This is a genomic window from Lacrimispora sanguinis (genome assembly GCF_044987295.1).
Classification (GTDB): domain Bacteria; phylum Bacillota; class Clostridia; order Lachnospirales; family Lachnospiraceae; genus Lacrimispora; species Lacrimispora celerecrescens_B.
The window spans coordinates 5,335,747-5,362,121 of the sequence record NZ_CP173277.1; the positions used below are offsets into that span (position 1 = coordinate 5,335,747).

At 45.2% G+C, this 26,375-nt stretch carries 27 protein-coding genes; 22 read left to right on the plus strand and 5 right to left on the minus strand.

The annotated features are described in order from the left end of the window. The 4 genes from ACHZES_RS24925 to ACHZES_RS24940 all read left to right on the plus strand — a co-directional run bounded on the left by ACHZES_RS24925 (nt 1) and on the right by ACHZES_RS24940 (nt 2,535). On the plus strand, nt 1-702 hold the full coding sequence (locus ACHZES_RS24925; protein WP_092251023.1) for an amino acid ABC transporter permease: 702 nt from the start codon (nt 1-3) through the stop codon (nt 700-702). Beyond that, nucleotides 699-1,409: an amino acid ABC transporter permease gene (locus tag ACHZES_RS24930; protein WP_395547426.1), complete on the plus strand. Its 711-nt coding sequence runs from the start codon at nt 699-701 to the stop codon at nt 1,407-1,409. The genes ACHZES_RS24925 and ACHZES_RS24930 overlap by 4 nt, the downstream gene beginning before the upstream one ends. Further along, nucleotides 1,402-2,154, plus strand: coding sequence for an amino acid ABC transporter ATP-binding protein (locus tag ACHZES_RS24935; protein ID WP_395547425.1), 753 nt, complete (start codon nt 1,402-1,404; stop codon nt 2,152-2,154). Before ACHZES_RS24930 ends, ACHZES_RS24935 begins: the two co-directional genes overlap by 8 nt. Nucleotides 2,155-2,268: 114 nt before the next feature. Further along, entirely contained in the window at nt 2,269-2,535 is a 267-nt protein-coding gene (locus ACHZES_RS24940) for a tyrosine-protein phosphatase (RefSeq protein WP_395547424.1), read from the plus strand. A 101-nt stretch (nt 2,536-2,636) separates the two neighbouring features. On the opposite strand, the gene pdaA is transcribed toward ACHZES_RS24940, so the two are convergent. Both pdaA and arcC read right to left on the minus strand, forming a co-directional pair. Then, nucleotides 2,637-3,413 carry a delta-lactam-biosynthetic de-N-acetylase gene (pdaA, locus tag ACHZES_RS24945; protein ID WP_395547691.1) on the minus strand — a complete coding sequence of 259 codons (777 nt, stop codon included), beginning with the start codon at nt 3,411-3,413 and terminating at the stop codon, nt 2,637-2,639. A gap of 140 nt (nt 3,414-3,553) precedes the next feature. After that, nucleotides 3,554-4,492: a carbamate kinase gene (gene arcC / locus ACHZES_RS24950; RefSeq protein WP_395547423.1), complete on the minus strand. Its 939-nt coding sequence runs from the start codon at nt 4,490-4,492 to the stop codon at nt 3,554-3,556. 653 nt (nt 4,493-5,145) lie between these two features. Between arcC and ACHZES_RS24955 the strand changes: the two genes are divergently transcribed. Together ACHZES_RS24955 and ACHZES_RS24960 are read left to right on the plus strand one after the other, a co-directional pair. Next, the gene (locus ACHZES_RS24955; protein WP_195841070.1) at nt 5,146-5,631 is read left to right on the plus strand and encodes a CPBP family intramembrane glutamic endopeptidase; all 486 of its coding nucleotides are present in this window, start codon (nt 5,146-5,148) and stop codon (nt 5,629-5,631) included. Next, nucleotides 5,628-6,647 (plus strand): glycosyltransferase family 2 protein, encoded by a 1,020-nt coding sequence (locus tag ACHZES_RS24960; RefSeq protein WP_038280485.1) that lies wholly within the window; start codon nt 5,628-5,630, stop codon nt 6,645-6,647. The genes ACHZES_RS24955 and ACHZES_RS24960 overlap by 4 nt, the downstream gene beginning before the upstream one ends. Before the next feature lie 67 nt (nt 6,648-6,714). Here the strand turns inward: ACHZES_RS24960 and ACHZES_RS24965 are convergent, their stop codons facing one another. Beyond that, complete coding sequence (locus tag ACHZES_RS24965; RefSeq protein ID WP_154520954.1) at nt 6,715-7,371, minus strand: phosphatase PAP2 family protein; 657 nt, start codon at nt 7,369-7,371, stop codon at nt 6,715-6,717. Nucleotides 7,372-7,674: 303 nt separating this feature from the next. On the opposite strand from ACHZES_RS24965, the gene ACHZES_RS24970 reads away from it, so the two are divergent. From ACHZES_RS24970 to ACHZES_RS24980, 3 genes are all read left to right on the plus strand, one after another. Then, nucleotides 7,675-8,154, plus strand: coding sequence for a small multi-drug export protein (locus ACHZES_RS24970; RefSeq protein ID WP_038280489.1), 480 nt, complete (start codon nt 7,675-7,677; stop codon nt 8,152-8,154). A 24-nt stretch (nt 8,155-8,178) separates the two neighbouring features. Further along, entirely contained in the window at nt 8,179-8,865 is a 687-nt protein-coding gene (locus tag ACHZES_RS24975; protein ID WP_038280492.1) for an NUDIX hydrolase, read from the plus strand. Between the two features lie 135 nt (nt 8,866-9,000). Next, the gene (locus ACHZES_RS24980) at nt 9,001-10,281 is read left to right on the plus strand and encodes a serine hydrolase (RefSeq protein ID WP_038280494.1); all 1,281 of its coding nucleotides are present in this window, start codon (nt 9,001-9,003) and stop codon (nt 10,279-10,281) included. A 46-nt stretch (nt 10,282-10,327) separates the two neighbouring features. On the opposite strand, the gene ACHZES_RS24985 is transcribed toward ACHZES_RS24980, so the two are convergent. Then, nucleotides 10,328-10,603 carry a helix-turn-helix transcriptional regulator gene (locus tag ACHZES_RS24985; protein ID WP_038280497.1) on the minus strand — a complete coding sequence of 92 codons (276 nt, stop codon included), beginning with the start codon at nt 10,601-10,603 and terminating at the stop codon, nt 10,328-10,330. Between the two features lie 94 nt (nt 10,604-10,697). Between ACHZES_RS24985 and ACHZES_RS24990 the strand changes: the two genes are divergently transcribed. The 11 genes from ACHZES_RS24990 to ACHZES_RS25040 all read left to right on the plus strand — a co-directional run bounded on the left by ACHZES_RS24990 (nt 10,698) and on the right by ACHZES_RS25040 (nt 22,421). Next, nucleotides 10,698-10,916, plus strand: coding sequence for a hypothetical protein (locus ACHZES_RS24990; RefSeq protein WP_038280498.1), 219 nt, complete (start codon nt 10,698-10,700; stop codon nt 10,914-10,916). A gap of 78 nt (nt 10,917-10,994) precedes the next feature. Next, on the plus strand, nt 10,995-11,849 hold the full coding sequence (locus tag ACHZES_RS24995) for a metallophosphoesterase (protein ID WP_395547421.1): 855 nt from the start codon (nt 10,995-10,997) through the stop codon (nt 11,847-11,849). Between the two features lie 84 nt (nt 11,850-11,933). After that, nucleotides 11,934-12,767 (plus strand): ScpA family protein, encoded by an 834-nt coding sequence (locus ACHZES_RS25000; RefSeq protein ID WP_038280503.1) that lies wholly within the window; start codon nt 11,934-11,936, stop codon nt 12,765-12,767. Beyond that, nucleotides 12,649-13,401 (plus strand): SMC-Scp complex subunit ScpB, encoded by a 753-nt coding sequence (gene scpB / locus ACHZES_RS25005; RefSeq protein ID WP_395547420.1) that lies wholly within the window; start codon nt 12,649-12,651, stop codon nt 13,399-13,401. The genes ACHZES_RS25000 and scpB overlap by 119 nt, the downstream gene beginning before the upstream one ends. A 14-nt stretch (nt 13,402-13,415) precedes the next feature. Continuing rightward, a complete protein-coding gene (locus ACHZES_RS25010) occupies nt 13,416-13,853 on the plus strand; it encodes a dUTP diphosphatase (protein ID WP_038280506.1) in 438 nt (145 codons plus the stop codon). Nucleotides 13,854-13,902: 49 nt separating this feature from the next. Next, a complete protein-coding gene (locus ACHZES_RS25015) occupies nt 13,903-14,682 on the plus strand; it encodes a lipopolysaccharide assembly protein LapB (protein WP_038280507.1) in 780 nt (259 codons plus the stop codon). Nucleotides 14,683-14,695: 13 nt separating this feature from the next. Further along, nucleotides 14,696-15,967 (plus strand): GTPase HflX, encoded by a 1,272-nt coding sequence (hflX, locus tag ACHZES_RS25020; protein WP_038280509.1) that lies wholly within the window; start codon nt 14,696-14,698, stop codon nt 15,965-15,967. 220 nt (nt 15,968-16,187) lie between these two features. Then, a complete protein-coding gene (locus ACHZES_RS25025; protein WP_395547419.1) occupies nt 16,188-18,554 on the plus strand; it encodes a ribonucleoside triphosphate reductase in 2,367 nt (788 codons plus the stop codon). 181 nt (nt 18,555-18,735) lie between these two features. Beyond that, complete coding sequence (locus tag ACHZES_RS25030) at nt 18,736-20,103, plus strand: sodium-dependent transporter (protein ID WP_395547418.1); 1,368 nt, start codon at nt 18,736-18,738, stop codon at nt 20,101-20,103. Nucleotides 20,104-20,334: 231 nt separating this feature from the next. Continuing rightward, nucleotides 20,335-21,156, plus strand: coding sequence for an MBL fold metallo-hydrolase (locus ACHZES_RS25035; protein WP_038280513.1), 822 nt, complete (start codon nt 20,335-20,337; stop codon nt 21,154-21,156). A gap of 38 nt (nt 21,157-21,194) precedes the next feature. Beyond that, a complete protein-coding gene (locus ACHZES_RS25040; protein WP_404820298.1) occupies nt 21,195-22,421 on the plus strand; it encodes an HD domain-containing phosphohydrolase in 1,227 nt (408 codons plus the stop codon). 54 nt (nt 22,422-22,475) lie between these two features. On the opposite strand, the gene ACHZES_RS25045 is transcribed toward ACHZES_RS25040, so the two are convergent. Then, nucleotides 22,476-22,916 (minus strand): Rrf2 family transcriptional regulator, encoded by a 441-nt coding sequence (locus ACHZES_RS25045; protein ID WP_038280516.1) that lies wholly within the window; start codon nt 22,914-22,916, stop codon nt 22,476-22,478. A 167-nt stretch (nt 22,917-23,083) separates the two neighbouring features. Between ACHZES_RS25045 and ACHZES_RS25050 the strand changes: the two genes are divergently transcribed. Together ACHZES_RS25050 and ACHZES_RS25055 are read left to right on the plus strand one after the other, a co-directional pair. After that, entirely contained in the window at nt 23,084-24,442 is a 1,359-nt protein-coding gene (locus tag ACHZES_RS25050) for an MATE family efflux transporter (RefSeq protein ID WP_395547416.1), read from the plus strand. 16 nt (nt 24,443-24,458) lie between these two features. Further along, nucleotides 24,459-26,369, plus strand: coding sequence for an NAD(+) synthase (locus ACHZES_RS25055; RefSeq protein WP_395547415.1), 1,911 nt, complete (start codon nt 24,459-24,461; stop codon nt 26,367-26,369). Nucleotides 26,370-26,375 lie beyond the last annotated feature (6 nt).

A 26,375-nucleotide genomic window follows, 5' to 3' on the forward strand; every position in this document is an offset into this window, starting at 1 on the left:
ATGGATAAACTGTTTGGCTGGGAGCGGTTCTTTGAAAATATCCCTAAAATTCTTCCGTATTTATCGGTGACCTTTCGGATTGTGGTTTATGCCACCGGATTCGGAGTGCTTCTTGCCGCGTTCATTGTTCTGGCAGAGCTTAAAAAGATACCGGTCCTGAATCCGTTTTTTAAGGTGTATGTCTCATTCATGAGAGGAACCCCCATGCTGGTACAGTTGATGATTATTTATTACGGGATACCGGCCCTAATTGATCCTGTTTTCGGGACCAACATCAACAGGGGGTTCAGTGCGGTAACGTTTGCTTATATTACCTTTATCTTAAATCAAGGAGCATTTCTTTCTGCTATATTTTACGGTGCAATCACATCCATTCCCTATGGGCAGACAGAGGCGGGCTTCAGTGTGGGACTTACGGAGCTTCAGACCTTTCGGAGGATCCTTTTGCCCCAGATGGTGAGGATTGCTCTGCCGCCCTTTGGCTCTGATCTGGTGGGATTGTTTCAAAATTCTTCTCTTGTATTTCTCATCGGTGTTACGGATATCATGGGAAGGGCCAAATCCATCGGCGCGGCCACAAAACACGTACTGGAAGCCTATGTGTTTGTGGTGATCATCTATATTGTTATCAGTTTAACAATCAGGCTTCTTTTTTATTACCTGAATACAAAACTGGAGTATGGGAGAGAAGGGGTAGAATGAATTTTAATACAGCTCATTTTTATGAAAGCTTTTTTTATGGTATTAAGTATTTTCCCAATACCCTGAGGCTTGTGTTCATTCCGCTGGCCATTGGCCTGACTCTGGGAACGGTAATTGCACTGGCCAGGGTCTATAAAGTGCCTGTTCTCTGTAAGCTTCTTGGGATTTTTGTCACCGTATATCAGGGTGTTCCCATTGTGGTGGCTCTGATGATATATAACCTGGTTTTCATGCTCAAATTCAATGACCTGGCAGGATTTTTACATATTAAAACAAAAGCCGCTGATGTAGATAATATCTGGGTAGGTATTTTTGCACTGAGCCTTACTGCGGTGTGTTCCATATCAGAGGCCATCCGGGGAGCCCTGCTGTCCATTGACAAGGGGCAGGATGAAGCCGGATATTCCGTAGGTCTTACAAAGGTCCAGACAATCAGGAGGATCATTATCCCCCAGATGATCCCGGCGGCGATCCCCACACTGATCAATCATGTGGTCGGCTTAATCAAGGCCTCCTCCGTAGTCATGGCCATCGGTATTATTGAAATTGTGGCAGGAGCCACCATTCCAAGTTCCCGGACGTATTCCTTTTTTGAAGGATATGTGGCGGCCGCAGTCATATACTGGGCATTTACCATTATGATCGAATACCTGGCAAAGGTCTTAAGGCGCCATACAGGCAGATTTAGGAGGAATCCATATGATTGAAGTAAAGAATGTAAAAAAGGCCTTTGGAAAGCAGCAGGTCCTAAAGGATGTTTCTGTGGAGGTGGAGGATGGCCAGGTGGTTGTTGTCCTCGGCCCCAGCGGTTCGGGAAAAACCACATTGCTGCGGTGTATTAATTTCCTGGAAAATGCGGACAGCGGACAGCTAGCCATTGGGGATACCTGCGTGGATTTGAAAAAAGCCACCAAAAAGCAAATATTGGAGATCAGAAGGAAAACGGCTTTTGTTTTTCAAAATTACAATCTTTTTGCCAATAAAACTGCATTGGAAAATGTGATAGAAGGCCTTGTTACGGCTAGGCATATTCCCAGGGCGGAAGCCATAAAACGGGGGAAGGAAGCTCTTGACTGGGTGGGACTGGGGGAGAAATATCATTGTTATCCTTGCAACCTTTCCGGCGGGCAGCAGCGTGTGGGTATTGCCAGAGCCTTTGTCTTAAATCCGGAAGTGATTCTGTTTGACGAACCAACGTCTGCCCTGGATCCGGAGCTGGTAGGAGAAACCCTTGATATCATTAAGAAAGTGGCGGGAAGAGGAATTACGATGATCGTGGTGACCCATGAAATGTCCTTTGCCCAGGATGTTGCCAATAAAGTGATCTTTATGGATGAAGGGATTGTTGTGGAAGAGGGAAGTCCGGAAGAGATTTTTTCAAATCCGAAAGAAGAGAGGACCAGACAATTTTTATCAAGAATCATTTCCCTGGATTCCAACTATTCGATATAACAGATAAAAGCCTGGGAATCAAAATCATCATTGATTACAGAAATGAAGAGGAGATAAAAAGAAGCCCCAACCGGGAGCTGGGAGAGGGTGTGACCACTTATTTCTGTGACCCCAATGCTCATTTTAATCTATGATTATATGCTTACTAAAAGGGCAAGAGCAGAAAAAAATGTTCGCTATTATCAAAAATATCAGGAGCTGGCCAAGGATAAACAGGTGGCAGATTACCTGTTCTCCCTCTTTGATACAAAGCCGGAGTATATTGAAGCTTCCATCGATAAAATTCTTGAGGAATACGGTACCATCAGAGAATACGCCAAAACTGCTTTATCACTGAATGGCATCATCATCAAACAGCTGGAGGATATTTTTCTGGAATAACAGCTTCATCCAGATTGCAAACAAAAAGATGAGCTTTGAATAGTTTAAACCATTTAAAAGCTCATCTTTTATTCTATAATACTATTTTGAAGACAGTGTTTCTATTGAGCCACCAGCTGATCCAGAGATTTAAACTGATATCCCATTTCCTCCCATTTCGTCAACAACTCATCAAGGATCTGGGCATTGGTGCTGGAAGTGCTGTGCAAGAGCACAACCGCGCCTGGATGGATCCTGCCCAAAAGCTTTTTAAAGGCTTCTTCCTTTGAGGGCTGCTTATCCTGATACCAGTCAACGTAGGCAAGGCTCCAGAAAAAGGTTTTGTACCCAATATCCTTTGCCATTTTTAAATTGGCCTCACTGTATTTCCCCTGCGGCGGACGGTAGTACTGTTTCATGGGCTGTCCGGTAGTCTTTTCAAAAAGGTTCTCTAAATCCTTAATCTCTTTTTCAAATGCTTCTTTTGAAGAAATCTTAGACATATCCGGATGATGATAGGTATGATTTCCTACGATATGGCCTTCCGCAACCATACGCTTTACTAACTCAGGAGCGGTTTCTATGTAATTTCCTACCACAAAAAAGGTAGCCGGGGCATTATGCTTCTTTAATGCATCCAGTATGGCTGCGGTATTTCCGTTTTCGTATCCGGCATCAAAGGTCAGATAAAGAACTTTATCCGGGGTTTTTTCAGCGTAATAGGCATCGTACTGTTTTAAATAATCCATGGTAGCATTGGCTACCGGCGGCTGCCCTTCCTGCTGGAAACTTAACCCCCAGTTTCCATCTGCAGCAGTCTCCACTGCCCTGTGTTGTTCCACCATCATGGCTCCAAGGTGGCCGGCCAGAAAGGCGCAGAGGAAAAGCAGGAATACCATAATTGCCTTCTTTCCTTTTTCAGGAGGGATAGAAAGCTTTCTGATTCTTTCTGCAATCTTTAATTTCTGCAAAAATTTCATGAATAAAGCTCCGTTATGTTACATTTGTTTCAATATATGAAACGGACCTCTGTCCATATTCAAAAAGATTGCATTAACGTACCTGCTTTTCCTTCCAGACTTGCTTTCGCTTTGTCGAGAGAGGTGATGATAGCTTTCCGGTTGCTGCCGTTCCGTAAAAAATCCACGGAAGCTTCTATTTTCGGGAGCATGGAGCTTGATTCAAACTGTCCTTCCTGAATGTAGCCTTCTGCCTCCTCCAGACTCATCTGGCTGATGGGACGTTCCTCAGGCGTTCCGAAATTCAGGGTAACATTGTCAACATTTGTCAGGATCATGAGCACATCCGCATCGATTTCCTTTGCCAGAAGCCCGGCAGCCCGGTCCTTTTCAATGACTGCGCTGGCGCCCTTTAAACGGTATCCCTGTTCCATAACCGGTATGCCGCCGCCTCCACAGGCGATGACGATCTGATCTGCGTCCATAACAGCTCTTATGATATCAATTTCCACAATGGACACAGGTTTTGGAGAGGCCACAACTCTGCGAAATCCCATGCCAGGCACTTCTTCCACATAATTCCCCTTTTCCTCCTCCGCTTTTGCATCTTCCGCTGACATAAAGCGTCCGACAGGCTTCATAGGGGTGTAAAAAGCCTCGTCATAAGGATTTACCATCATCTGAGTCAAAATGGTGGCTGCAGACTTGCAAATGCCGCGCTTTGCCAATTCCGCCTGGATGCCATTTTGCAGGTCATAACCAATGTAACCCTGGCTCATGGCAGAGCATACGGACATGGGCGCAGAAGTATAACCGTCGTGAAGTTTTCCGAATTCATTCATAGCAGTGTGGATCATACCCACCTGCGGAGCATTGCTGTGAGTAACTGCCACCTGCCAGCCCGCTTCAATAAAATCTGCGATTACCTTGGAGGTTTCAGCAACCGCCTTTTTCTGTTCCGGAAGATTTGTACCCAATGCATGATGTCCCAAAGCCAGTACAATACGTTTTTTTACCATATCAGTTCCCTCTCAATTCCGTATAGTTTGGTCAAAAAGTATAAAGATATTATATTATCAGACAATAAAAAAATCAACAGATTTCAGGAGCTGGTAATCTTTAGAAAGAGCGGAGTGATTCTTTAGAAATAATTATGAAAATTTTGGTAGATATCTTGAGATTGGATGGTATAATGTACACGAAAGCAATGAGCAGTGCGAAATAAGGCAGGCAAAAAATTTCGTTGTGCTTGCACAAAAGAAATTTTTTGCCTGCCTTATTTCCCAGGGCGAATGCCCGTGAGCTTGTAAAACCAACGGTTTTACAAGCTGCACTGCGGATGCATGGTATGCACTGCGGATGCATGGTATAATAAACAAAAACATACAGAAACTGAAAGGACCCCCCCATATTTATGATATCAACCATCCTACATCTAATCCTCCCCATGTTCTTTTACACGGCCACAACGACTTTTATATATTTAAACTTAAACCTGCCACCCTTAGAAACCACCGCCTTATCCGCAATTTTGGTCTCCCCAATACTCTATTACTTCTATTCCGCAGACCAAAACCACCGTGGACATCCACCTCTAACAAGGTTTAAACTTCACGGCTCCCTAATCTATATCCTAATTTTCGGAGCATCATTATGCATATTCGGAAATTACATGGTGGATGCGTTTAGGCTGACTGAGCGATCCGTCTCTTATAAAGAGGCAGAAAATAACATATACTCAGCGTCCTTCCCCCTTCAGATCCTTGCTTCCGGCATGTTGATTCCATTTACAGAGGAGATCATTTTCCGGGGACTGGGTTTTGCCGCACTGAGGGAAAAACTCCCATTTTGGCTGTCAGCAGCTCTATCAGCAGCCCTATTTGGCCTTTACCACGGAAATCTACCCCAAGGAGTTTACGCCTTCCTCATCGGCCTGGCCGTTGCCTGGCTGTATGAGATTTCAGGGACCTTGCTGGCCCCCTATCTATTTCACGTATCAGCCAATTTACTATCGCTCAGCATCATGAATACAGGGCGTTTGAATACTTTAATACGTGCAGACCGTAAGCCGGTTTTGGCGGCCGTATCCGCGGCAGTGTCTGTTATTTGTGCGATTCGAATTTATCAGAAAAACAACTTAAAGGAGGATATTTTGTGAAGCTTTTATCTGTGGCAATTCCATGTTACAACTCTGAGGCCTATATGAGGCACTGCATTGACTCCCTTCTGCCGGGAGGTGACGAGGTTGAGATTCTCATTGTGGATGACGGGTCCACCAAGGATCATACGGCAGAAATAGCGGATGAATATGAAAGAAATTATCCGGATATCTGCCGGGCGATTCATCAGGAGAACGGCGGTCATGGTGCGGCGGTCAATGCCGGCTTAAAAAATGCCACCGGAATTTATTTCAAGGTAGTGGACAGTGATGACTGGGTGGACGAGTCTGCTTATATGGAAATACTGGACACCTTGCGGCGGTTTGTCTATGGGGAAAAGACCCTGGATATGCTGATCAGCAATTTTGTCTATGAGAAGCAGGGGGCAAATCGGAAAAAAGTCATGAATTACCGCACAGCCCTTCCAAAGAATGAAATATTTAGCTGGGATGACGTCAAGGTGTTCTTACTTGGTCATTATATCCTCATGCACTCGGTAATATATCGAACCGAGCTCCTGATACAATGCGGTCTGGAACTACCCAGACACACCTTTTACGTAGATAATATATTTGTATACCAGCCGCTGCCTCACGTAAAAACCATGTACTATTTGGATGTGAATTTCTACCGCTACTTTATCGGAAGAGATGACCAGTCTGTAAACGAAACGGTTATGATCGGCCGTATCGACCAGCAGATCAAGGTAACAAAATTGATGCTTGGCTATTACGATGTAATGAAAATAAAGCAGCGCAAGCTGCGCCATTACACGGTGCGGTATTTGGAGATCATGATGACCATATCCTCCATCCTTGCAATCAAGTCAAATAATGATGAAAATATGGAAAAGAAAAAAGAACTGTGGCAACATCTGCGTAAGCAGAACTTCCCTCTGTTCCTAAGGCTTAGATGGGGCTTTATGGGCCAGGGGGTTAACCTCCCCGGAAAGGGCGGAAAGAAATTTCCCATTGCAATCTATAAAATGACCCAGAAATTTTTCGGCTTTAACTAGAGCCGTCGCTGGCAGTAAAAACAAATATCCCCTGGCCAATCAATGAGAGGCGCCAGGGGATATATTTTTAACTGATAGCTTTTTCGGAAACTTTTTCTCTGCTGGGAACAAAAGATTCAGAGTATACAAAGTGGTACATAACATAGGCCATAACCAGTGATCCAAGACCGTCAAAGGCGGAATGCTGTTTTAAGAAAACAGTTGCAAGGCTTATTGAAATCATCAGGATCAGGGAACCGGTCCTCACTACCCGGTATTTCCTTAAGCGTTCGCTGTGAAGAACTGCAATGTGTACGCAAATGGAGTTATAAACATGGATACTGGGGAATACATTGGTACAAGTATCCGTGGAATAAAGAAACGCTACAATATCTGAGCAGATATTTTTTCCGGGATCAATCACAGGGCGGAAATCCGTACCGTTTGGAAACACGGTACAGATCACCAGACTGATGGTCATTCCTGTAAACAGCATGGTACACAGTCTGTAATAATCTTTTACATCAGTACAAAAAAAGAATAAAATAGCAGCAGCGATATAAACAAACCATAAAAGGTATGGAATAATGAAATATTCATTAAAAGGAATCAGGTCGTCTAAAGCAACATGCATGATATAGTAGTGGTTTGTCACCGTTTTTTCCAGGTGAATAAACCACGGAATATAGATAAAGGCGTAACTGAGGATCCAGACATGCCTGTACCTGTAAAGCAGATTTTTCATATAAGTCTTCCTTCTCCATTCTGGCGGTTGGTATTATGATTATCAACTTTGGAGGATTATATCATACTCGTTTTGACAGTACAATAGTATTTTACAAATGTTAATATTTATTTCAGAGAAGATTAAGCGAAAGGTTCGTTTTTTCTTCTTTCTATAATATGTGGTATATGCAGAAAGGGGTATCCCCTGCTTTGCTTTATTCCGGCGCCTTATGGAAAATATAATCTTTTTATAAAATGGTTGATAGACGGTCAAACTTTGTGTATAGTATAAAGGCAGACTTTTACACGAAAGGAATGGAATATGTTACAAAAATATATGACCGTTTTCTTTATCTCCATGGTTCCGCTGATAGAGCTTCGCGGTGCAATTCCATATGCAACAGTGATGGGACTTCCACTTTTTCCGTCCTATATCGTTGCGATTCTTGGAAATATGCTTCCGGTACCTATCATATACTTATTTGCGAGGAAGGTTCTGGAATGGGGAGCAGATAAGCCAGTGATCGGCGGCTTTTTTTCCTGGTGCCTGGAAAAAGGAAAGCGCGGCGGCGAAAAACTGCAGGCGAAAGCTGGACAAGGGTTGTTTATTGCACTTTTGTTATTTGTGGGAGTTCCCCTTCCGGGAACCGGTGCCTGGACCGGCACTTTGGCAGCCAGCCTGCTTGATATTGATTTTAAATCCAGTATTTTAGCCGTGATGGGAGGCGTCCTGGTGGCAGGGGCTATTATGGGCCTTGCCAGTGCAGGAGTTTTAGGGGCGCTTCAGTCCGTGATTTTCTAAGATATTGGTAGGAAGAAGGGCAGAATGGAACGAAGGAATGAAGAGGGATTAACGGAAAAAGAGTTTCTTTTGCAGTATCGACCGGGGAATTATGAACGCCCGTCGGTGACCGTGGATATGCTGATTTTTGCGGTGGATGAGGAGGAGATGGAAACAGAAGTTCTTCTCATTAAGCGGAAAAACCATCCATGCATCGGGCAGTGGGCGATTCCGGGAGGTTTTGTAAATGTGGATGAATCCCTGGAGACCGCGGCAGCCAGAGAGCTCGAGGAAGAGACTGGGTTAAAAGGCGTTTGTCTGGAACAGCTCTATACATGGGGGAACGTGAAACGTGATCCCAGAACAAGAGTCATTTCAGTATCCTACATGGCCGCAGTGCCTAAGGATCAGCTGACTCCAAAGGCCGGAGATGATGCCGAGGAGGCCTGTTGGTTCCAGGTAAAGAAAAAGAAGCTTTCTGAACTGGAGAATGGAGCCACTTATGCGCTTACTATTGAAAATGAAGAAGATCATATTTTTATGAGCTATCGAATTACCGAGACCTATGAGCGTCAGGGCATGATGTGGAAAAAGGAAACCGAGATCGATCTTTTGCCGGCCATTGATGTGCTGGATCAGGAAAAGCTGGCATTTGACCATGCTGAGATTCTAAACGTGGCAATGGACCGGTTGGAAGAATTGGAAAAAGAATATAACGATCAGATTTTTTAGAAGATTACACCGCCTGAGTAAGGCGGTGTTTTTAAATGATTGTAAGAAAATTTTAATCGGAAAATTATGGATTTTATGCTATACTGTTGTAAGAAATTATACTTGCATGCGGAAATATACAGGAGATAACAGAATATGGCGAAAAAATCATGCAGGCTATGGAGCCTGGTAATCAGTATCAGCATTCTTGCGTCAATACCATCGTACGGGGAGATGCCCCTAATACAGCCGTTTCCGGGAGCTACAGGGCAGACAGGGACGGGAAGCGGGCCGTCGGGAGGCACGGCCGGTGAGATTGGACCCGGGGTCGGTGCGGGTACCGGTGCGGGAAGCACTCAGACGGGAGACCTCCCCAATGCCGGAGGAACATTACCTGCGGACATAAAACAGCCGGTAATTCAATCGGAAGGTGCGGTCCTTATGGATGCGTCTACGGGAACATTGCTTTTTTCAAAGAATGGGGAAACAAGATATTATCCTGCCAGCATTACAAAGCTTATGACCGCTCTTCTTGTTGCAGAAAAATGCAGTTTGTCAGAAACGGTGACTTTCTCAAAGGCGGCCACCACAAACCTGGAATCAGGTGCAGTAACTCTGGGCCTTACGGAAGGGGACAAGCTGACGGTAGAGCAGAGTCTTTACGGACTCATGCTAAAGTCAGCCAATGAAGTAGCCAATGGTCTGGCAGAGCATGTTTCAGGAAGTGTCAGCGCTTTTTCTGCCCTGATGAATGCCCGGGCAAAGGAGCTTGGTTGTACTGGAACCAATTTTGTCAACCCCAACGGACTTAACAGCACCAGCCATTATACCACGCCTCATGACATGGCACTCATTGCCAGGGCAGCTTATCAGAATGACACGGTAAAAAAGGTATCCTCTACCTTAAGCTACCAGATACCGGCCACTAAGAAGGCTTCGGCCAGAACGGTGACCATGGGACATAAGATGCTTAATCCGGGAGATTCCAGATATTATCCGGGAGTGATAGGCGGAAAGACAGGCTTTACTTCTTTAGCCGGTAATACGCTGGTCACCTGTGTGGAACAGAACGGAGTCAGGCTGATTGCAGTTATTATGAAGAGTAAATCCACTCATTATGAGGATACGAAGTCTTTGCTTGATTATGGATTTGCCTTAAAGGCAGCCGGCGGGACAGTACAGGCTTCTTCCAAGGGCTGGGTCCAGGAAGGGGCTAAATGGTATTACAGAAAGCAGGATGGAAATAAGGCCAGCAACGAGTGGCAGAATATAGGCGGAGTGTATTACTGGTTTGACGCAGATTCTTACATGGCGGCCAGCCGCTGGGTTGAGAGCAATGGAAAATGGTTTTATCTGGGATCAAGTGGAGCCATGCTTAAGGATACCACCACGCCCGATGGATACCGTTTGGATTCTTCCGGTGCCTGGATCCGGTAGGAACTGGATGTTTTTGGCATAGAAAAAGAGCCTATAGGCTCTTTTTCTATGCCAAATCCTCTGAAGGAGCATTGTCCTGTTCTGTTTTCGTTTTGCATTCTGACTTCGGGGCAGCCTCACTTACATCTACCCGGTATTCCATGATTTCTTCTACATTGCAGTCCAGAATCCTGCAGAGCATATCAATGGTATGAGTGGAAACGAAGTTATTTTTTTTAAGCCGCCCGATTTGCCCGGCACTGACCTTGCAGTACTTTATCAGATGATACTGGCTGATGTTTTTCTTTTTCATGGTTTCCCATAGTCTGTCATAAACGATCATGATTTATCACCTCTGCCCTTAATTAAACCGTGATTATCCAGTATTGCATATTATCCATAAGTGGTTTATATTATGGAAAAGGAGGATTACATCAATGAAAAAGAATATATTTAACGTAATATTTTATCTTATCTGTTTTTTTGCTCTCTACAAATCCATCTACCGCATTGCATTTACAGTCCCGCCGGCTCCGGGAACTCCAGGCTATCAGGAATATTTATACGGTACCATAGCCATGAGTATTGGCATTGGGCTTATGATAATCGTACCCAATCTCATCATAGAATATCTGATGGGCAACTGGTCTTCTTAGACTTGACGCAGACAGGTCCTTCATTGTATGATGAACAGAAAGCAAGAAAAAGAATGAAGGAAGAAGAGGAAAAATCTGATGGGGTTTGCTGCCGTAGCTCTTTGCGCCGCAGTGGGCGCAGGCTTATATTTGCGTTCGGAGTATGAAAAAGAACAGCTTGTTGTAGAGAGAACTGTTTTGGAAAGCGCTAAGATAAAAGCGGATCGTACCATTGTGTTCCTTTCCGACCTTCACGAACACCGGTTTGGTGACGGTAACGAAAGGCTTCTGGCCGCTGTGGATGAGGCGGCTCCTGATCTTGTGCTCATAGGCGGCGATATGATCGTCAGCAAGGGGAAAGCGGATATGGCCGCTTCCTTGGAGCTTATGGGAAAGCTGGCAGGCAAATATCCTGTCTTTTGCGGCAATGGCAACCATGAGAACCGTCTGCTTTGGGAACCTCAGGTGTACGGAGACTCATATGAAACTTATATGCACAGTTTGAAAAAACTTGGAATCAGAATACTTGACAGCAGGACGGAATGGTATGGAGAAGATATTGCTGTTACCGGGATTGATCTGGAACCAGGGGCTTACCGGAAGTTCCGTCCGGATCGTTTAAAAGAGGAAGAGATGGAACAAAAGGTGGGGAAGGCATCGAAGGAACGGTTTCAGATTCTGCTGTGCCATTCTCCCCTTTATTTTTCCTCATGCAGAAGCTGGGGAGCAGATTTGACTTTGTCCGGCCACTTTCACGGGGGAACCATAAGGCTCCCATACTTAGGAGGGGTCATGACGCCTCAATACCAATTTTTCCTTCCATACTGTGCCGGTGAATTTAAGGAAGATGGGAAGCATATGATCGTGAGCAGGGGGCTGGGAACCCATTCCATCAATATCCGTTTGAACAACAAACCTCAAGTGGTAGTGGTGGATTTAAAAATGAAATCATGATTTTGGGCCTTCCATATATTTACAGATGAAGAAGGATTTGATATACTGATCAAAGGCATGTCTTATTCTGCCTTGGAGGATTTTATGGGAATCTCTTATAAACTGGATAATTTCGAGGGGCCGCTGGATTTGCTGCTTCATCTGATCGAGAAGAATAAGGTGAATATCTATGATATTCCCATCGCGACGATCACAGAGCAGTATCTGGACTTTGTAAATCACATGGAAACAGAGGATTTAAACATTGTCAGCGAATTTCTTGTCATGGCTGCGACCCTCATTGATATAAAGGCACGCATGCTGCTTCCCAGGGAGACCAATGAGGAAGGCGAGGAAGAGGATCCCAGGGCCGAGCTTGTGGCACGTCTTTTGGAATACAAATATTATAAATATATGTCTCTGGAGCTTAAGGACCGGGAAGTGGGGGCTGAACGTCTGTTATACAAACCTCCCTCCGTTCCGCCTGAGGTGGCAAAGTACGAACCGCCGGTGGATTTGGACAAGCTCCTTGACGGGCTTACCCTGGCGAAGCTTCAGGAGATTTTCCGGGCGGTCACGAAACGTAAGTCAGACCGTGTGGATCCTATCCGAAGCCGGTTTGGCAATATCCGGAGGGAATCCATAAGCCTGGAGGACAAGATAAAATCGGTCATGGATTATGCCAGAGAGCATCGGAAATTTTCTTTCCGCGGGCTGCTTGAGCAGCAGCCGGACCGGACCCTGGTTGTTGTGACATTTTTAGCGCTTCTGGAGCTCATGAAGATCGGCAAGATCAGGCTGACCCAGGAGCATTTGTTTGATGACATGTTCATTGAAACCCTGGAACCGGAAGGAGAAGACGGGGAACTGGATTTGTCGGAACTGCAGGATGAAGGGGAAGGAATTAAGGGAGAGGAAATCGATGGAACCGATGGATAAGGAAACTCTTTTGCCCGATGGGCCGAAAAAGAGCACAAAAGAAGAAAAGTTGTGGGAAGCCGTGATCGAGGCGGTTCTCTTTACCATGGGGAATTCCGTTGAACTTAAGGCCCTTGCTGCAGCGATCGACCAGGATGAGGCCACGGCAAAGGATGCGGTTCTCCGCCTGATGAAGCGCTATGATACGGGAAAAAGAGGGATGCAGATCCTTGAACTGGAAAACAGCTATCAGATGTGCACGCGGTCTGAATATTACGAGAACTTAATCCGTGTGGCATCTGCGCCGAAAAAACAGGTTCTTACGGATGTGGTTTTAGAGACCTTGTCCATCATCGCTTATAAGCAGCCTGTGACAAAGCTTGAAATAGAGAAAATCAGGGGCGTCAAATCAGATCATGCGGTCAATAAACTGGTGGAATACAACCTGGTATATGAAGTGGGCCGCGTGGATGCTCCAGGTCGGCCGGCACTATTTGCCACCACAGAGGAATTTTTAAGAAGATTTGGCATCGGATCGACCCAGAATCTTCCGGTTGCCGATCCGGTTGTGACAGCTGAGATACGGTTGGAAGTGGAAGAGGAGCTATCTGAAAGCGGTGATCTGATTCCGGCAGAAGATAAAAAAGATGACTGACATTAGGAGGATATATGACACAAACTATAAAAATTAAATACTTTACTGATAAAATAGAACGCTTACGCTACATTGACGGCAAATCTGACTGGATTGATCTTCGGGCAGCACAGGAAGTGGAGATGAAGGCCGGCGAGTTTAAACTGATCCCTCTGGGGATCGCCATGGAACTGCCGGCTGGATATGAAGCCCATGTAGTTCCAAGGAGCAGTACATTTAAGAATTACGGCGTGATCCAGACCAACAGCATGGGGATCATCGATGAAACATACTGCGGAGATAATGACCAATGGTTTTTCCCTGCTTATGCGCTGCGTGATACGGTAATCCATGTGAATGACCGTATCTGCCAGTTCCGCATCATGGAACATCAGCCTGCTTTATGCTTAGAAGAAGTGGAACTTCTGGGGCATGAGGACCGTGGCGGTCATGGAAGCACAGGAAAACAATGATATTGGTGAGATAGTGGCGAATCGAACTTCTTTATTTGGAGATAATAGCATGAGAAGAAAGACAGGATATACGGCTGCCGTCCTTGGACTGGCACTGACAGTTACCATAGCAGCAGGCGGCTGCGGGAAAAAGGATTACAAATATTCTTTCCGGACCGCTGGAATTGAGGCTCTTAAGCAGGGCAATTATGACAATGCCGTGGAAGCCTTTGATCAGGCCATCAAATTATCCAAAGGATTAGTAGGTAAGTTTGATGTGGATGTGTTAAAGTACCGGGCAGAAGCTGAATACCTTGCTGGGGACTATTCTTCCGCTGCAGATACTTATGGGATCCTTATAAAGGTGGATGAGGAGCGGCCGGAATATTTAAATTTACGTTCTGTTTCAAGAGCTGGGGCCGGAGATTTAAACGGTGCCATAGAGGATTACAAGCGAAGCGCTGAACTGGATAAAGAAAAGAAGGCACCGGGCAGGATGAAAGCCCTGCTGGCCGCAGGAGCAGCCATGGAAAAGGATGGGGCGGCTTCTGATGCCATGAGTCTCTATGAGGAAGCCCTAAGTGACGGGGAAGAAAGCGCACAGCTTTATAACCGGATGGGCTTATGTAAGATGGCCGTGGAAGACTGGGATGGAGCGGCCGAATATTTTAAGAAGGGCCTTTTAACAACCGACAGTTCAGAGGTTCCGGAACTTTTGTTTAATCAGGCTGTTGCTGAGGAACGTAAAGGGGAATTTAAAACAGCCTTGGATTTAATGCAGCAGTATGTCTCCGTACACGGCTCTGATGAGGAAGCGGAACGGGAGATCACATTTTTAAAGACAAGATAGGTTGGAGCAATTGATGGCAGAGCTGATTGAGTTAAAGGAAATAGAAGAACGGGTAATTCTGGTGGCAGTCAGTACCGAGGATGAGAAAGATACACGGGCATCCTTAGACGAGCTGGAAGAACTGGTAAAAACGGCAGGAGCCGTTACTGTGGATAAAATAATCCAGAACCGGGAGCGGATCCATCCGGGGACTTATCTGGGAAAAGGAAAGATTGAAGAAATAAAGGACCGTATCTGGGAGCTTGATGCAACCGGTATTGTCTGCGATGATGAACTGTCACCGGCCCAGTTGCGCAATTTGGAAGAAGCCCTGGATACAAAGATTATGGACCGGACTATGGTGATCCTGGATATTTTTGCGTCCAGAGCCACCACCAGGGAAGGAAAAATCCAGGTGGAACTGGCTCAGCTAAAGTATCGGTCGGCCCGTCTGGTAGGGCTTAGAAGCTCCCTGTCCCGTCTGGGAGGAGGAATCGGTACCCGCGGACCCGGAGAGAAAAAGCTGGAGATGGACCGTCGTCTGATCCATGACAGGATCGGAATGTTAAAGGCCGATTTAGAGGATGTGAAGCGTCACAGAGAAGTTGTCAGGCAGCAGAGGGATAAAAACCATGTTCCCACCGCCGCCATTGTAGGCTATACCAATGCTGGGAAATCCACTCTGTTAAACAGGCTTACAGATGCCGGGATACTGGCTGAGGATAAACTATTTGCTACCTTAGATCCAACCACCAGGAATTTAAGCCTTCCAGGCGGTCAGCAGATCCTTTTAACGGATACGGTAGGATTTATCAGAAAGCTTCCCCATCATTTGATTGAAGCTTTTAAGAGTACCTTGGAGGAAGCCAAGTACAGCGATATCATCCTTCATGTGGTGGACTGCTCCAATCCTCAGATGGATATGCAGATGTATGTTGTATATGAGACGTTAAGGGAGCTTGGGGTTTGCGATAAAGTGATGGTTACGGTGTTCAATAAGATCGATGCGGCAGAAAGCGACGTGATCCTAAGGGATGTTTCTTCCGACCATCAGGTGAGGATCTCTGCAAAAACCGGAGAAGGCCTTGATGAACTTTCAAATCTTTTAGAAACCATTCTTAGAAACCAGAAGGTATATTTAGAAAAGGTTTATTCCTATAAGGAAGCAGGGAAAATCCAGCTGATCCGTAAATACGGACAGCTGCTAAAGGAAGAGTATCAGGAAGACGGAATTTTGGTGAACGCCTATGTTCCATCGGAGCTGTTTGCCTCTCTGGCAGACAATGCCGATGCTTTTAATGAATAAAAAACACAATATGTGGATTGGTGTTAAAAAACTAATCCACATATTGTGTTTTTTCTTTTCTTCTGGTATAATATTACTTATCGGAAATCGCTTTGGGATTACTGATAAAAGGCGGTTTTTTTATTGCCGTCCATTCGATTATGAAACCTTGTTTTCATAATGTACTAAATGATAAAAATAGGAACATAAGGGGTTTTGCAGAGGAAAGGAGTTTAGTTTTATGATCCAGGTGGTAAAGAGAGATGGGGAAAGTGCTGAATTCAGTCTGAATAAAATCACGGAAGCGATTAAAAAAGCATTTAAAGCCACTCAGAAAGAGTATAACAATGAAATACTGGAACTGCTGTCTCTTCGAGTGACCGCTGATTTTCAGGGAAAGATGTCAGGCGGCCAGATTGCAGTGGAACAGATTCAAGACAGTGTGGAACATGTTCTTGAGCAGGCGGGATATACCGATGTGGCGAAGGCTTATATTTTATACAGGAAACAGAGAGAAAAGATAAGGAATATGAAGGATACCATTCTGGATTACAAGGCTGTGGTAAACAGCTACGTAAAGGTAGAGGATTGGCGTGTCAAGGAAAATTCCACTGTTACCTATTCCGTTGGAGGGCTGATATTAAGCAACTCCGGTGCGGTTACGGCGAATTACTGGCTGTCTGAAATTTATGACCAGGAGATCGCTAATGCGCACAGGAATGCGGATGTCCATATTCATGATTTATCCATGCTCACCGGGTACTGCGCCGGCTGGTCGTTAAAGCAGCTTCTTCTTGAAGGACTTGGCGGAATACCGGGAAAGATTACTTCCTCCCCTGCAAAGCATTTATCCGTACTTTGCAACCAAATGGTCAATTTCCTGGGAATCATGCAGAATGAATGGGCAGGAGCCCAGGCATTTTCTTCCTTTGATACATATCTGGCACCTTTTGTAAAGGCGGATCATTTATGCTACCGGGAAGTGAAGAAATGCATTGAATCCTTTATCTATGGCGTGAATACGCCAAGCCGCTGGGGTACTCAGGCTCCCTTCTCCAATATTACTCTGGACTGGACCGTTCCTGCTGATATGGCAGAGCTTAACGCGATCATTGGCGGAGAAGAAGCGGACTTTAAGTATAAAGACTGTAAGGCTGAGATGGATATGATCAATAAGGCCTTTATTGAAACCATGATAGAGGGAGATGCCAATGGGCGAGGCTTCCAGTATCCCATCCCTACTTACTCCATTACCAGGGATTTTGACTGGTCCAATACCGAGAATAACCGTCTGCTGTTTGAGATGACCTCCAAATACGGAACCCCTTACTTTTCAAATTATATTAACAGCGATATGGAACCTAGCGATGTCAGGAGTATGTGCTGCCGTCTGCGCCTGGATTTAAGAGAGCTTAGAAGAAAAACCGGCGGATTCTTTGGTTCCGGCGAAAGCACCGGTTCTGTGGGCGTTGTAACCATCAACATGCCAAGAATTGCTTATCTTTCCCAGAATGAAGCTGATTTTTACAAACGCCTGGATCATATGATGGATCTTTCTGCCCGGTCATTAAAAACCAAGCGGGAAGTCATAACAAAACTTTTGAATCAGGGACTCTATCCTTATACGAAACGTTATCTGGGCAGTTTTGAAAATCATTTCTCCACCATTGGCCTGATCGGTATGAACGAAGTTGGCTTAAACGCCAAGTGGCTGGGTCAGGATATGACAAATGAAAAAACCAGACAGTTTACAAAGGATGTGTTAAATCACATGCGGGAAAGGCTGTCGGATTACCAGGAAACCTACGGAGACTTATACAATCTGGAGGCAACTCCGGCAGAGTCCACCACATATCGTCTGGCAAAACATGATAAGAAGCATTATCCAGATATCATAACAGCTGGAAACCCGGGAGATACCCCTTATTATACCAATAGCTCCCACCTTCCTGTGGATTATACGGCAGATATTTTTGACGCCCTTGATATTCAGGATGAACTGCAGACTCTCTATACCTCAGGAACCGTATTCCATGCATTTCTGGGAGAGAAGCTTCCTGACTGGGAAGCTGCGGCAAAGCTGGTGCACACCATTGCAGAGAATTACAAGCTGCCTTATTATACATTGTCACCAACCTATTCCATTTGTGCGGAGCACGGATATCTCTCCGGCGAACACAATGTATGCCCGATTTGCGGAAAGAAGGCTGAGATATACAGCCGGATCACCGGATACTACCGGCCGGTGCAGAACTGGAATGAAGGAAAAACCCAGGAATACAAGAACCGGACAACATACGATCCTGTCCGCTCCGTACTGAAAAAAGGAGCTGCTATGGAAAATCGGGATAAGGCACCGGTGAATAAGGCGGAGATCGCGGCAGGGACTTATCTCTTTACGACTAAGACCTGCCCGAATTGCCGGATGGCAAAGCAGTTTTTACAAAACATGGATTATGAAGTAGTAGATGCAGAGGAGAATGTAGAGCTTGCCACAAGGTTTGGGATTATGCAGGCCCCTACTCTTGTGGTTATAAAGAACGATCAGATCCAGAAGATCACAAATGCCTCTGAAATCAGGAAATTTGCGGAAAGCACGATCTGCTAAAAGAGATCCCTTCTTCCGCCAGTCCATCATTAAGATAAGGTAGTCAGTCAAAAGATTCTATGCTATAATGGCATGGAATCTTTTGTCATTTCAAGCAGAAGAGGGGCTGAGGGTATATAAGAATAACGGCCTCGTTTGGAAAGATGGCGGATAAAATATGACTGAAGAGGAGCTTAGAAAGATGGGTAGAGAAAAATTTTCATCACGTCTGGGATTTATCCTGATCTCAGCGGGATGTGCCATTGGCCTTGGAAACGTCTGGCGTTTTCCTTATATTGTGGGGCAGTACGGAGGAGCGGCTTTCGTATTGATTTATGCGGTGTTCCTACTTATTTTGGGGCTGCCGATTGTGGTAATGGAATTTGCCGTTGGACGTGCCAGCCAGAAGAGCATTGCGTTATCCTATGATGTTCTGGAGCCAAAGGGAAGCAAATGGCATTATGCCAAGTACTTGGGAATGGCGGGAAATTACATTCTGATGATGTTTTATACCACAGTTTCCGGTTGGATGGTTTTATATTTTTTTAAGATGGCAAAAGGAGATTTTGCAGGTCTTGATGCGGAAGGAGTAGCCGGGGAGTTTGGAAACATGCTGGCTAATCCTGTTATTATGGGAATATTTATGATCATCATAGTGATAGGCTGCTTTTCTGTTTGTGCCAGAGGGCTTCAAGGCGGTGTTGAGAAGATCACAAAATGGATGATGTTATGCCTTTTGGGTCTAATGGCCATACTGGCTGTTCATTCGGTGTTTATGGAAAACAGCAGGGCAGGGCTGGAATTTTATTTAAAGCCTGATTTTAGCAAGATCAGGGAAGCGGGGATCGGCGAAGTCATATTTGCCGCCATGGGACAGGCCTTCTTTACCTTAAGCATTGGAATCGGGGCGCTTGCCATTTTTGGAAGCTACATCGGCAAGGAGCACAGGCTGGCCGGAGAAGCCATCAGTGTGGCGGTTTTGGATACCTTTGTAGCTTTTATGGCGGGACTTATTATTTTCCCTGCATGCTTTGCTTTCCAGATCGAGCCAGGCCAGGGGCCAAAGCTTATTTTTGTGACCCTGCCTAACGTATTCAACAACATGGCAGGCGGAAGGCTGTTAGGAACCCTATTTTTCCTATTTATGTCATTTGCAGCTATTTCCACGGTAATTGCAGTTTTCCAGAATATCGTTTCTTTTGCAACAGATTTAACCGGATGCTCTATAAAAAAAGCGGTATGGGTCAATGCGGCTGCCATTATCCTTTTGTCCCTGCCCTGCGTGCTGGGATTTAATGTGTGGAACGGTTTTATGCCCTTTGGCGAAGGAAGCAATGTGCTGGACTTAGAAGATTTTATTATCAGTAATAACCTGCTTCCCTTGGGAAGCCTGATCTATCTGGCCTTCTGCACCTCAAAATATGGCTGGGGATATGAAAAATTCATGAAGGAAGCCAATGAAGGAAAGGGAATCAGGTTCCCCAAATGGGCAAGAGCTTATGTGACATTTGTTCTTCCTGTGATTGTTCTGGTGATCTTTATCCAGGGCTATGTGGCTAAATTCTTCTAAAAGGCAAATGCCATCCGTATGACAGCACAGAGGCCCGCAGGCCCAAACCTGCGGGCCTCTGTGCTGTTATCTTGCCTCATGAGATCATATCAGATTATTTTGAATGGCAGGGAAAAAAATAGACTTGTAAAAATAAATATGGTATATTATGTCATATCATGCAATATTTTCATGGCGGATTTCATATGCCATGTATCAACGCATCCAATTACATAATAGAGGACAATACAGATGGATAAGCAGGATTTGAATTATAAAGAGTATGTAGAAATTGCTGAAGGAGTTTACTGGGTTGGTTTTTTTGATGAAAGTGCAGGTCTTCACTGTAATCCCTATTTAATCGTAGACGGTGATGAGGCGGTGCTCATCGACAGCGGCAGCCGGGATGATTTCAGTACCGTTATGTTGAAAGTTATGCGTACTGGGATCAGTCCGGGTAAGATCAGCCGGCTGATTTACCAGCACTATGATCCGGATTTATGCGGGAACATTCCTCATATAGAAACGCTCATTAACAGCGAAGATTTAAAAATCATATCTCATCGTGAAAATAATATTTTCATCAATTATTATTCCATGAACACGCCGAAGCAGTGCATAGAAGAATTGGGGTTTCATTTTGAATTTGCAAGCGGCAGGCGTCTGGAATTTATAAGGACACCGTATTCCCACTCGCCGGGCAGCTTCATTACTTATGATGTGAAAACAAAAACATTATTCAGCAGCGATATTTTCGGAAGCTATGATCACAACTGGGACTTATATACACGGATTGGTGCGGAATGCAGAGACTGTACCCCTCAGAAAATCTGTCCTATCACCCAAAGAGTATGCCAGATAAAGGGCATCATAAATTTTCATCAGCGAAATATGCCATCGAAAAAAGCACTGCAGTATGCTCTTTTGAGAATCGAGGAACTGGATATATCCCTGATCGCACCTCAGCATGGCAGCCTCCTCGATACTCCTGCGGCACAGGAAGCTGCAATCAGACAGCTGAAAGAATTGACCAATGTGGGGATCGACTTTTTTCTGAAAGAGGAAGCACATTGAGGCGGGCTGATGAGATCCAGCTGGGACAAAAAATTGTAATGGAACGAACGCGTTCGGATGAATATGTAAAAGCCATGCTTGATCATTTTGTAAAACAGGCGGATAACCAGATTTATACCGAGCTGGTCTCGGAGATTATAGAACGGTTTGTAGACATTTCAAAACAGCTGGAAACAAAGAGCAGAGAATTGGAGAAAAGTGACGCCTCCCGCCGGGAAGCCCAGGAGATAGCATTAATAGGAAACTGGGAGCTGAATCTTTGTACTAAGCAGCTATGGTGGTCGGACACCATGTACAGAATATTGGAAATAGACCAGTCTGTAGAGCCGGATCTTATGATTTATTTCCAAAAGGTTTATCCCGATGATAAAAAGCTGGTGAACCAAATTTATTATGATATGCAAAACGGAATGGTGCCCAATGAGTACCGGTACCGGCTGCTGGTGGAGGGAAAACGGATCAAGTGGGTTCAGCTACGGTTTGTGGGATCAAAGGATTCTAGTGGAGTGCTTACCAAAGTCCATGGTACAATCCAGGATATCACCAGTACGAAAGCAATTGAGGAAAAGCTGGAGGAATATAATCATCATTTGGAAGATCTGGTCCGGAAAAAGGTGGCGGAAGTATCTGCTTCTCAGATGGCCACGATCTATGCACTGGTGAAGCTTTCGGAGTCCAGAGATGATGAGACAGGGGAGCATATTGTCAGAACGTCGCAATATTGCCGCCTCCTTTCGGAAAAACTTTGGGAAATGGGGGCTCATCAGGGAGAAATAGACTGGTCCTTTATTGACAGCATCACCCAGGCCAGCCCTTTGCATGATATTGGAAAGGTTGGGATTCCGGATGCGGTCCTGTTAAAACCCGGCAAATTGACACCTGAGGAATTTGAAATCATGAAAACTCATGCTACCATTGGGTATGAGACCCTGGCCAGCGTAGAAAAGAAGGATACAGGAAGCGCATTTATCAAAGTTGGGATGGAAATTACGCTTTGTCATCATGAAAAGTGGGATGGGAGCGGATACCCAAAAGGGCTAAAAGGAGAGGAAATTCCAATATCAGCACGCATCATGGCTTTGGCGGATGTGTATGATGCACTGCGCTCAAAACGCGTGTATAAAGAGAGTTATTCCCATGAGAAGAGTTTAGAGATCATTACCCAGGGGAGAGGCAGCCATTTTGATCCTTTCCTGGTAGATCTGTTTCTTGAAAATGGTTCCGCTTTCCGTGATATATTCGATGGGACTGTGCTGCAAATTTAAAAAGTTCGTGTTCTCCATTGCCTTGGGGGAACACGAACTTTTATATGCCATTGTTTAGATTTCGTAATAGTTGGCCTGGCCATCCAGCCTTTTTTGCTCTTCTACCAGATCTGCCAGGGTAATGCCGTCCACCACATCGGAGATCGCATGATCAAGCTTCTTCCATACAAGGAGTGTGGCACAATTATTGGAACGGCTGCATGGGTTTACTTCTTCTTCCAAACATGTTACGGGAACCAGACTTCCCTCTGCAAGACGCAGGATCATTCCAACGGTATACTCCGAAGGATCCTTTGTCAAATAATAACCGCCCTGAGCGCCTCTTCTGCTTTTTACGTATCCAGCCCTGCTTAAAATGGTAACAATCTGTTCCAGATATTTATCCGAAATTTCCTGGCGTTCTGCCACCTGATTGATTTTTGTGCACTCGCCCGGATGAAGTGCAAATTCAAGCATCATACGTAGGGCATAACGTCCTTTGGTAGAAAATTTCATGGTTAAAAATCTCCTTCCTAATTATTCTTATCTGTTTAGTAGGATATAAAATGATTGTACACGAAACCACCTGAAAAGTAAACCTCAAATTATCCGGCTTCCCAATTTATAAAAATGGATGTATACTAATACTCATTGGGGAATTGGGAAAAGAAGGGAGGATATTTGTGAAAAAAAAGCAAAGTACAAACCAGATCATCATGACGGAAGGTGAAATCTGGAAACAGCTCCTTGCTTTTTCTGTGCCTCTTCTGGCCGGAAACTTATTTCAGCAGCTTTATAATACCGTGGACTCTGTGGTGGTCGGCAATTTTATCGGAAGCGATGCCCTGGCTGCCGTAGGCTCAAGCAACTCTTTAATCAATTTAATCATTGGCATGTTTATGGGAATTGGTACAGGTGCAGGAGTCATAATATCCCAGTATTATGGGGCAAGGGATGAAAAGAAACTTCACTGGGCGGTTCACACCAGCATGGCATTAAGCCTGATCGGAGGCCTGATCCTGATCGTTTTAGGGGTGCTTATGTCCCCTTTTATTTTAAACTGGATGGGAACGCCTGAAAAGGTCATGCCCAGTTCTGTAGCGTATTTAAGAATATTTTTCTGCGGTTCTCTGTTTAATCTTGTATATAATATGGGAGCGGGAATATTAAGGGCGGTGGGAGATTCCAAAAGGCCTCTTTATTATCTTTGCGTGTCTTCTGTGATAAATATCGTCCTGGATCTGGTTTTTGTAGTGGTCTTTGGCATGGGAACGGCAGGAGTTGGATATGCAACCGTTATTGCTCAGGCAGTATCTTCTATCCTGGTCGTATGGGCATTGATTCGAACAGACGATATCTATCAGCTGGTTCCGAGGAAAATCAGGATAGACAAAAGGATGATGGTGCGTATCTTAAAGCTTGGCATCCCAAGCGGCATCCAGCAGTCTATTATTTCCCTGTCCAATGTCATAGTTCAGGCGAATGTCAATAGCTTTGGCTCTGCCACTATGGCTGGATTCGGCGCTTACAGTAAGATTGACGGATTTGCCATGCTTCCCCTTCAAAGCTTCTGTATGGCGGCTACCACCTTTACCGGACAGAATATCGGAGCCAAAAAATCAAAACGGGTAAAGCAGGGGGTAATTCAGGGTATTGCCATAAGTATGGCGTATACGGCATTCATTTCCGTAATTTTGTATTTTAATGCAGAACATATCCTTAAAATCTTTTCACCGGATGAAGAAGTGATTGCCTATGGGTATTCCACCATGCTGATTCTGCTTCCCTTTTACTGGACCATAGCCATTCACCAGATTTTAATGGGCAGCATCCGGGGCAGCGGACGGACAATGGTTTCCATGCTGATCGGCGTGGGAAACATGTGTGTACTGCGTATGATATACATTAATCTGCTGGTGCCATTTTTCCCCAGTTTTGGAGCGGTGATGTGGTGTTATCCTATAACATGGATTACAACGATGCTGATGGACTGTGTTTACAGCATAAAGGCTAAATGGATACCAAATGGAAGCAATGAATAGATAGGAGATAAAAGAGATGAAACATGGATATATCCGGGTTGCCGCGGCAACCCCTGACGTAAAGGTAGCAGACCCGGAATTTAACAGAGAACGGATTTGTGAGCTGATAAAAGAGGGAATCAAAAGGCATGCAAAACTCATGGTGTTCCCGGAGCTTTGCCTGACCGCCTATACTTGCGGCGATTTATTCGGGCAGGACGCTCTGTTAAAAAAGACCCAAAAGGAACTTAAAGAGATTTTAAAAGCAACAGAAGGCCACGATCTTTTATGCTTTTTAGGAATGCCCTGGGAATGGGGCGGAAAGCTTTATAATACGGCTGTCGCCATTCAAGACGGAAGGATTCTGGGTATCGTTCCAAAGACGAATCTGCCCAATTATTCAGAGTTTTATGAACTGCGTTATTTCCAGCCGGGAAACGATATACCGGTGATGGTAAAATGGGAAGATGAACAGATTCCCATGGGTACCAATCTGCTTTTTGCATGTGAGGACAATCCGCAACTTGTGGTGGCAGCGGAAATCTGTGAGGATGCATGGGTTCCAAATCCGCCGTCTATCCGTCATGCCACCGCAGGAGCGACAGTGATTGTAAACTGTTCTGCCAGTGATGAGACAACGGGTAAGGATATCTACCGGAGAAGCCTTATTACGGGACGTTCCGCCAGTCTGGTTTGCGGTTTCATCTATGCCAACGCGGGAGAGGGAGAATCCACTCAGGATCTGGTTTTCGGCGGTCAGAACCTGATAGCAGAAAACGGCGCTCTGCTTGCAGAATCCAAACGTTTTGGAAATGAGACCATATACGGGGATATGGACTTAGAGAGGCTGATTCATGAAAGACGCCGAATGACCACGTTTCCTCAGGCCGACCATACGAATTATATGGTGGTTCCCTTCAAGATGAAACAGGAGGAGTTGGAATTAAAGAGATATATTGATCCAAGGCCCTTTGTCCCGGATAATGCTAAAGAGCGGAATAGAAGATGTGAGGAAATTCTCTCCATTCAGGCAATGGGCTTAAAAAAGAGGCTTGCTCATACCGGCTGCAAGCATGGAGTGATAGGAATTTCCGGAGGCTTAGATTCCACTCTGGCCCTTCTTGTCATAGTCCGCGCCTTTGATATGCTGGAAATTCCCAGAAATCAGATTCATGCGGTGACCATGCCATGTTTTGGAACAACGGATCGGACGTATCAGAATGCCTGCACGTTAACAAAGACCCTTGGAGCAGAGCTTATAGAAGTGAATATCAGGGAAGCCGTAAGCCTTCATTTCCGGGACATCGGACAAAGGGAAGATGTCCACGATATAACCTATGAAAACTCTCAGGCAAGGGAGAGGACTCAGGTGTTAATGGATATGGCAAACAAATTAAATGGAATGGTCATTGGTACGGGGGATATGTCTGAACTGGCTCTTGGATGGGCCACCTATAACGGCGACCATATGTCCATGTACGGAGTCAACGCTTCCGTGCCAAAGACCCTGGTGCGCCATCTGGTGCGCTACTATGCGGATACCTGCGGGGAGGAGGCTTTAAGCCATGTGCTTCTTGATGTTTTGGACACGCCTGTAAGCCCGGAGCTTCTTCCGCCTAAGGATGGAGAAATTGCTCAGAAGACAGAGGATCTGGTAGGCCCCTATGAGCTTCACGATTTCTTCCTGTACCAGATCTTAAGGTTTGGATACCGGCCTGAGAAGGTCTACCGCATGGCAGTCTACGCCTTTACAGGGCTTTATGAGAAGGAAGTCATTTTAAAATGGTTAAAGGTATTTTACCGCAGATTTTTCAGCCAGCAGTTTAAGCGTTCCTGCATGCCTGACGGCCCTAAGGTGGGTTCTGTGGCAGTATCCCCAAGGGGAGATTTACGCATGCCAAGTGATGCCGTGAGCCGCCTGTGGCTGGAAGAACTGGAAAATTTATAAAAGAGA

Bases quoted from the DNA above. Each gene is read 5' to 3' on its own strand.
- ACHZES_RS24925 (WP_092251023.1), top strand. From the start codon at position 1: ATGGATAAACTGTTTGGCTGGGAGCGGTTCTTTGAAAATATCCCTAAA.
- ACHZES_RS24930 (WP_395547426.1), top strand. From the start codon at position 699: ATGAATTTTAATACAGCTCATTTTTATGAAAGCTTTTTTTATGGTATT.
- ACHZES_RS24935 (WP_395547425.1), top strand. From the start codon at position 1,402: ATGATTGAAGTAAAGAATGTAAAAAAGGCCTTTGGAAAGCAGCAGGTC.
- ACHZES_RS24940 (WP_395547424.1), top strand. From the start codon at position 2,269: ATGCTCATTTTAATCTATGATTATATGCTTACTAAAAGGGCAAGAGCA.
- pdaA (WP_395547691.1), bottom strand. From the start codon at position 3,413: ATGGTATTCCTGCTTTTCCTCTGCGCCTTTCTGGCCGGCCACCTTGGA.
- arcC (WP_395547423.1), bottom strand. From the start codon at position 4,492: ATGGTAAAAAAACGTATTGTACTGGCTTTGGGACATCATGCATTGGGT.
- ACHZES_RS24955 (WP_195841070.1), top strand. From the start codon at position 5,146: ATGGTGGATGCGTTTAGGCTGACTGAGCGATCCGTCTCTTATAAAGAG.
- ACHZES_RS24965 (WP_154520954.1), bottom strand. From the start codon at position 7,371: ATGAAAAATCTGCTTTACAGGTACAGGCATGTCTGGATCCTCAGTTAC.
- ACHZES_RS24970 (WP_038280489.1), top strand. From the start codon at position 7,675: ATGTTACAAAAATATATGACCGTTTTCTTTATCTCCATGGTTCCGCTG.
- ACHZES_RS24975 (WP_038280492.1), top strand. From the start codon at position 8,179: ATGGAACGAAGGAATGAAGAGGGATTAACGGAAAAAGAGTTTCTTTTG.
- ACHZES_RS24980 (WP_038280494.1), top strand. From the start codon at position 9,001: ATGGCGAAAAAATCATGCAGGCTATGGAGCCTGGTAATCAGTATCAGC.
- ACHZES_RS24985 (WP_038280497.1), bottom strand. From the start codon at position 10,603: ATGATCGTTTATGACAGACTATGGGAAACCATGAAAAAGAAAAACATC.
- ACHZES_RS24990 (WP_038280498.1), top strand. From the start codon at position 10,698: ATGAAAAAGAATATATTTAACGTAATATTTTATCTTATCTGTTTTTTT.
- ACHZES_RS24995 (WP_395547421.1), top strand. From the start codon at position 10,995: ATGGGGTTTGCTGCCGTAGCTCTTTGCGCCGCAGTGGGCGCAGGCTTA.
- ACHZES_RS25000 (WP_038280503.1), top strand. From the start codon at position 11,934: ATGGGAATCTCTTATAAACTGGATAATTTCGAGGGGCCGCTGGATTTG.
- scpB (WP_395547420.1), top strand. From the start codon at position 12,649: ATGACATGTTCATTGAAACCCTGGAACCGGAAGGAGAAGACGGGGAAC.
- ACHZES_RS25010 (WP_038280506.1), top strand. From the start codon at position 13,416: ATGACACAAACTATAAAAATTAAATACTTTACTGATAAAATAGAACGC.
- ACHZES_RS25015 (WP_038280507.1), top strand. From the start codon at position 13,903: ATGAGAAGAAAGACAGGATATACGGCTGCCGTCCTTGGACTGGCACTG.
- hflX (WP_038280509.1), top strand. From the start codon at position 14,696: ATGGCAGAGCTGATTGAGTTAAAGGAAATAGAAGAACGGGTAATTCTG.
- ACHZES_RS25025 (WP_395547419.1), top strand. From the start codon at position 16,188: ATGATCCAGGTGGTAAAGAGAGATGGGGAAAGTGCTGAATTCAGTCTG.
- ACHZES_RS25030 (WP_395547418.1), top strand. From the start codon at position 18,736: ATGGGTAGAGAAAAATTTTCATCACGTCTGGGATTTATCCTGATCTCA.
- ACHZES_RS25035 (WP_038280513.1), top strand. From the start codon at position 20,335: ATGGATAAGCAGGATTTGAATTATAAAGAGTATGTAGAAATTGCTGAA.
- ACHZES_RS25040 (WP_404820298.1), top strand. From the start codon at position 21,195: ATGGAACGAACGCGTTCGGATGAATATGTAAAAGCCATGCTTGATCAT.
- ACHZES_RS25045 (WP_038280516.1), bottom strand. From the start codon at position 22,916: ATGAAATTTTCTACCAAAGGACGTTATGCCCTACGTATGATGCTTGAA.
- ACHZES_RS25055 (WP_395547415.1), top strand. From the start codon at position 24,459: ATGAAACATGGATATATCCGGGTTGCCGCGGCAACCCCTGACGTAAAG.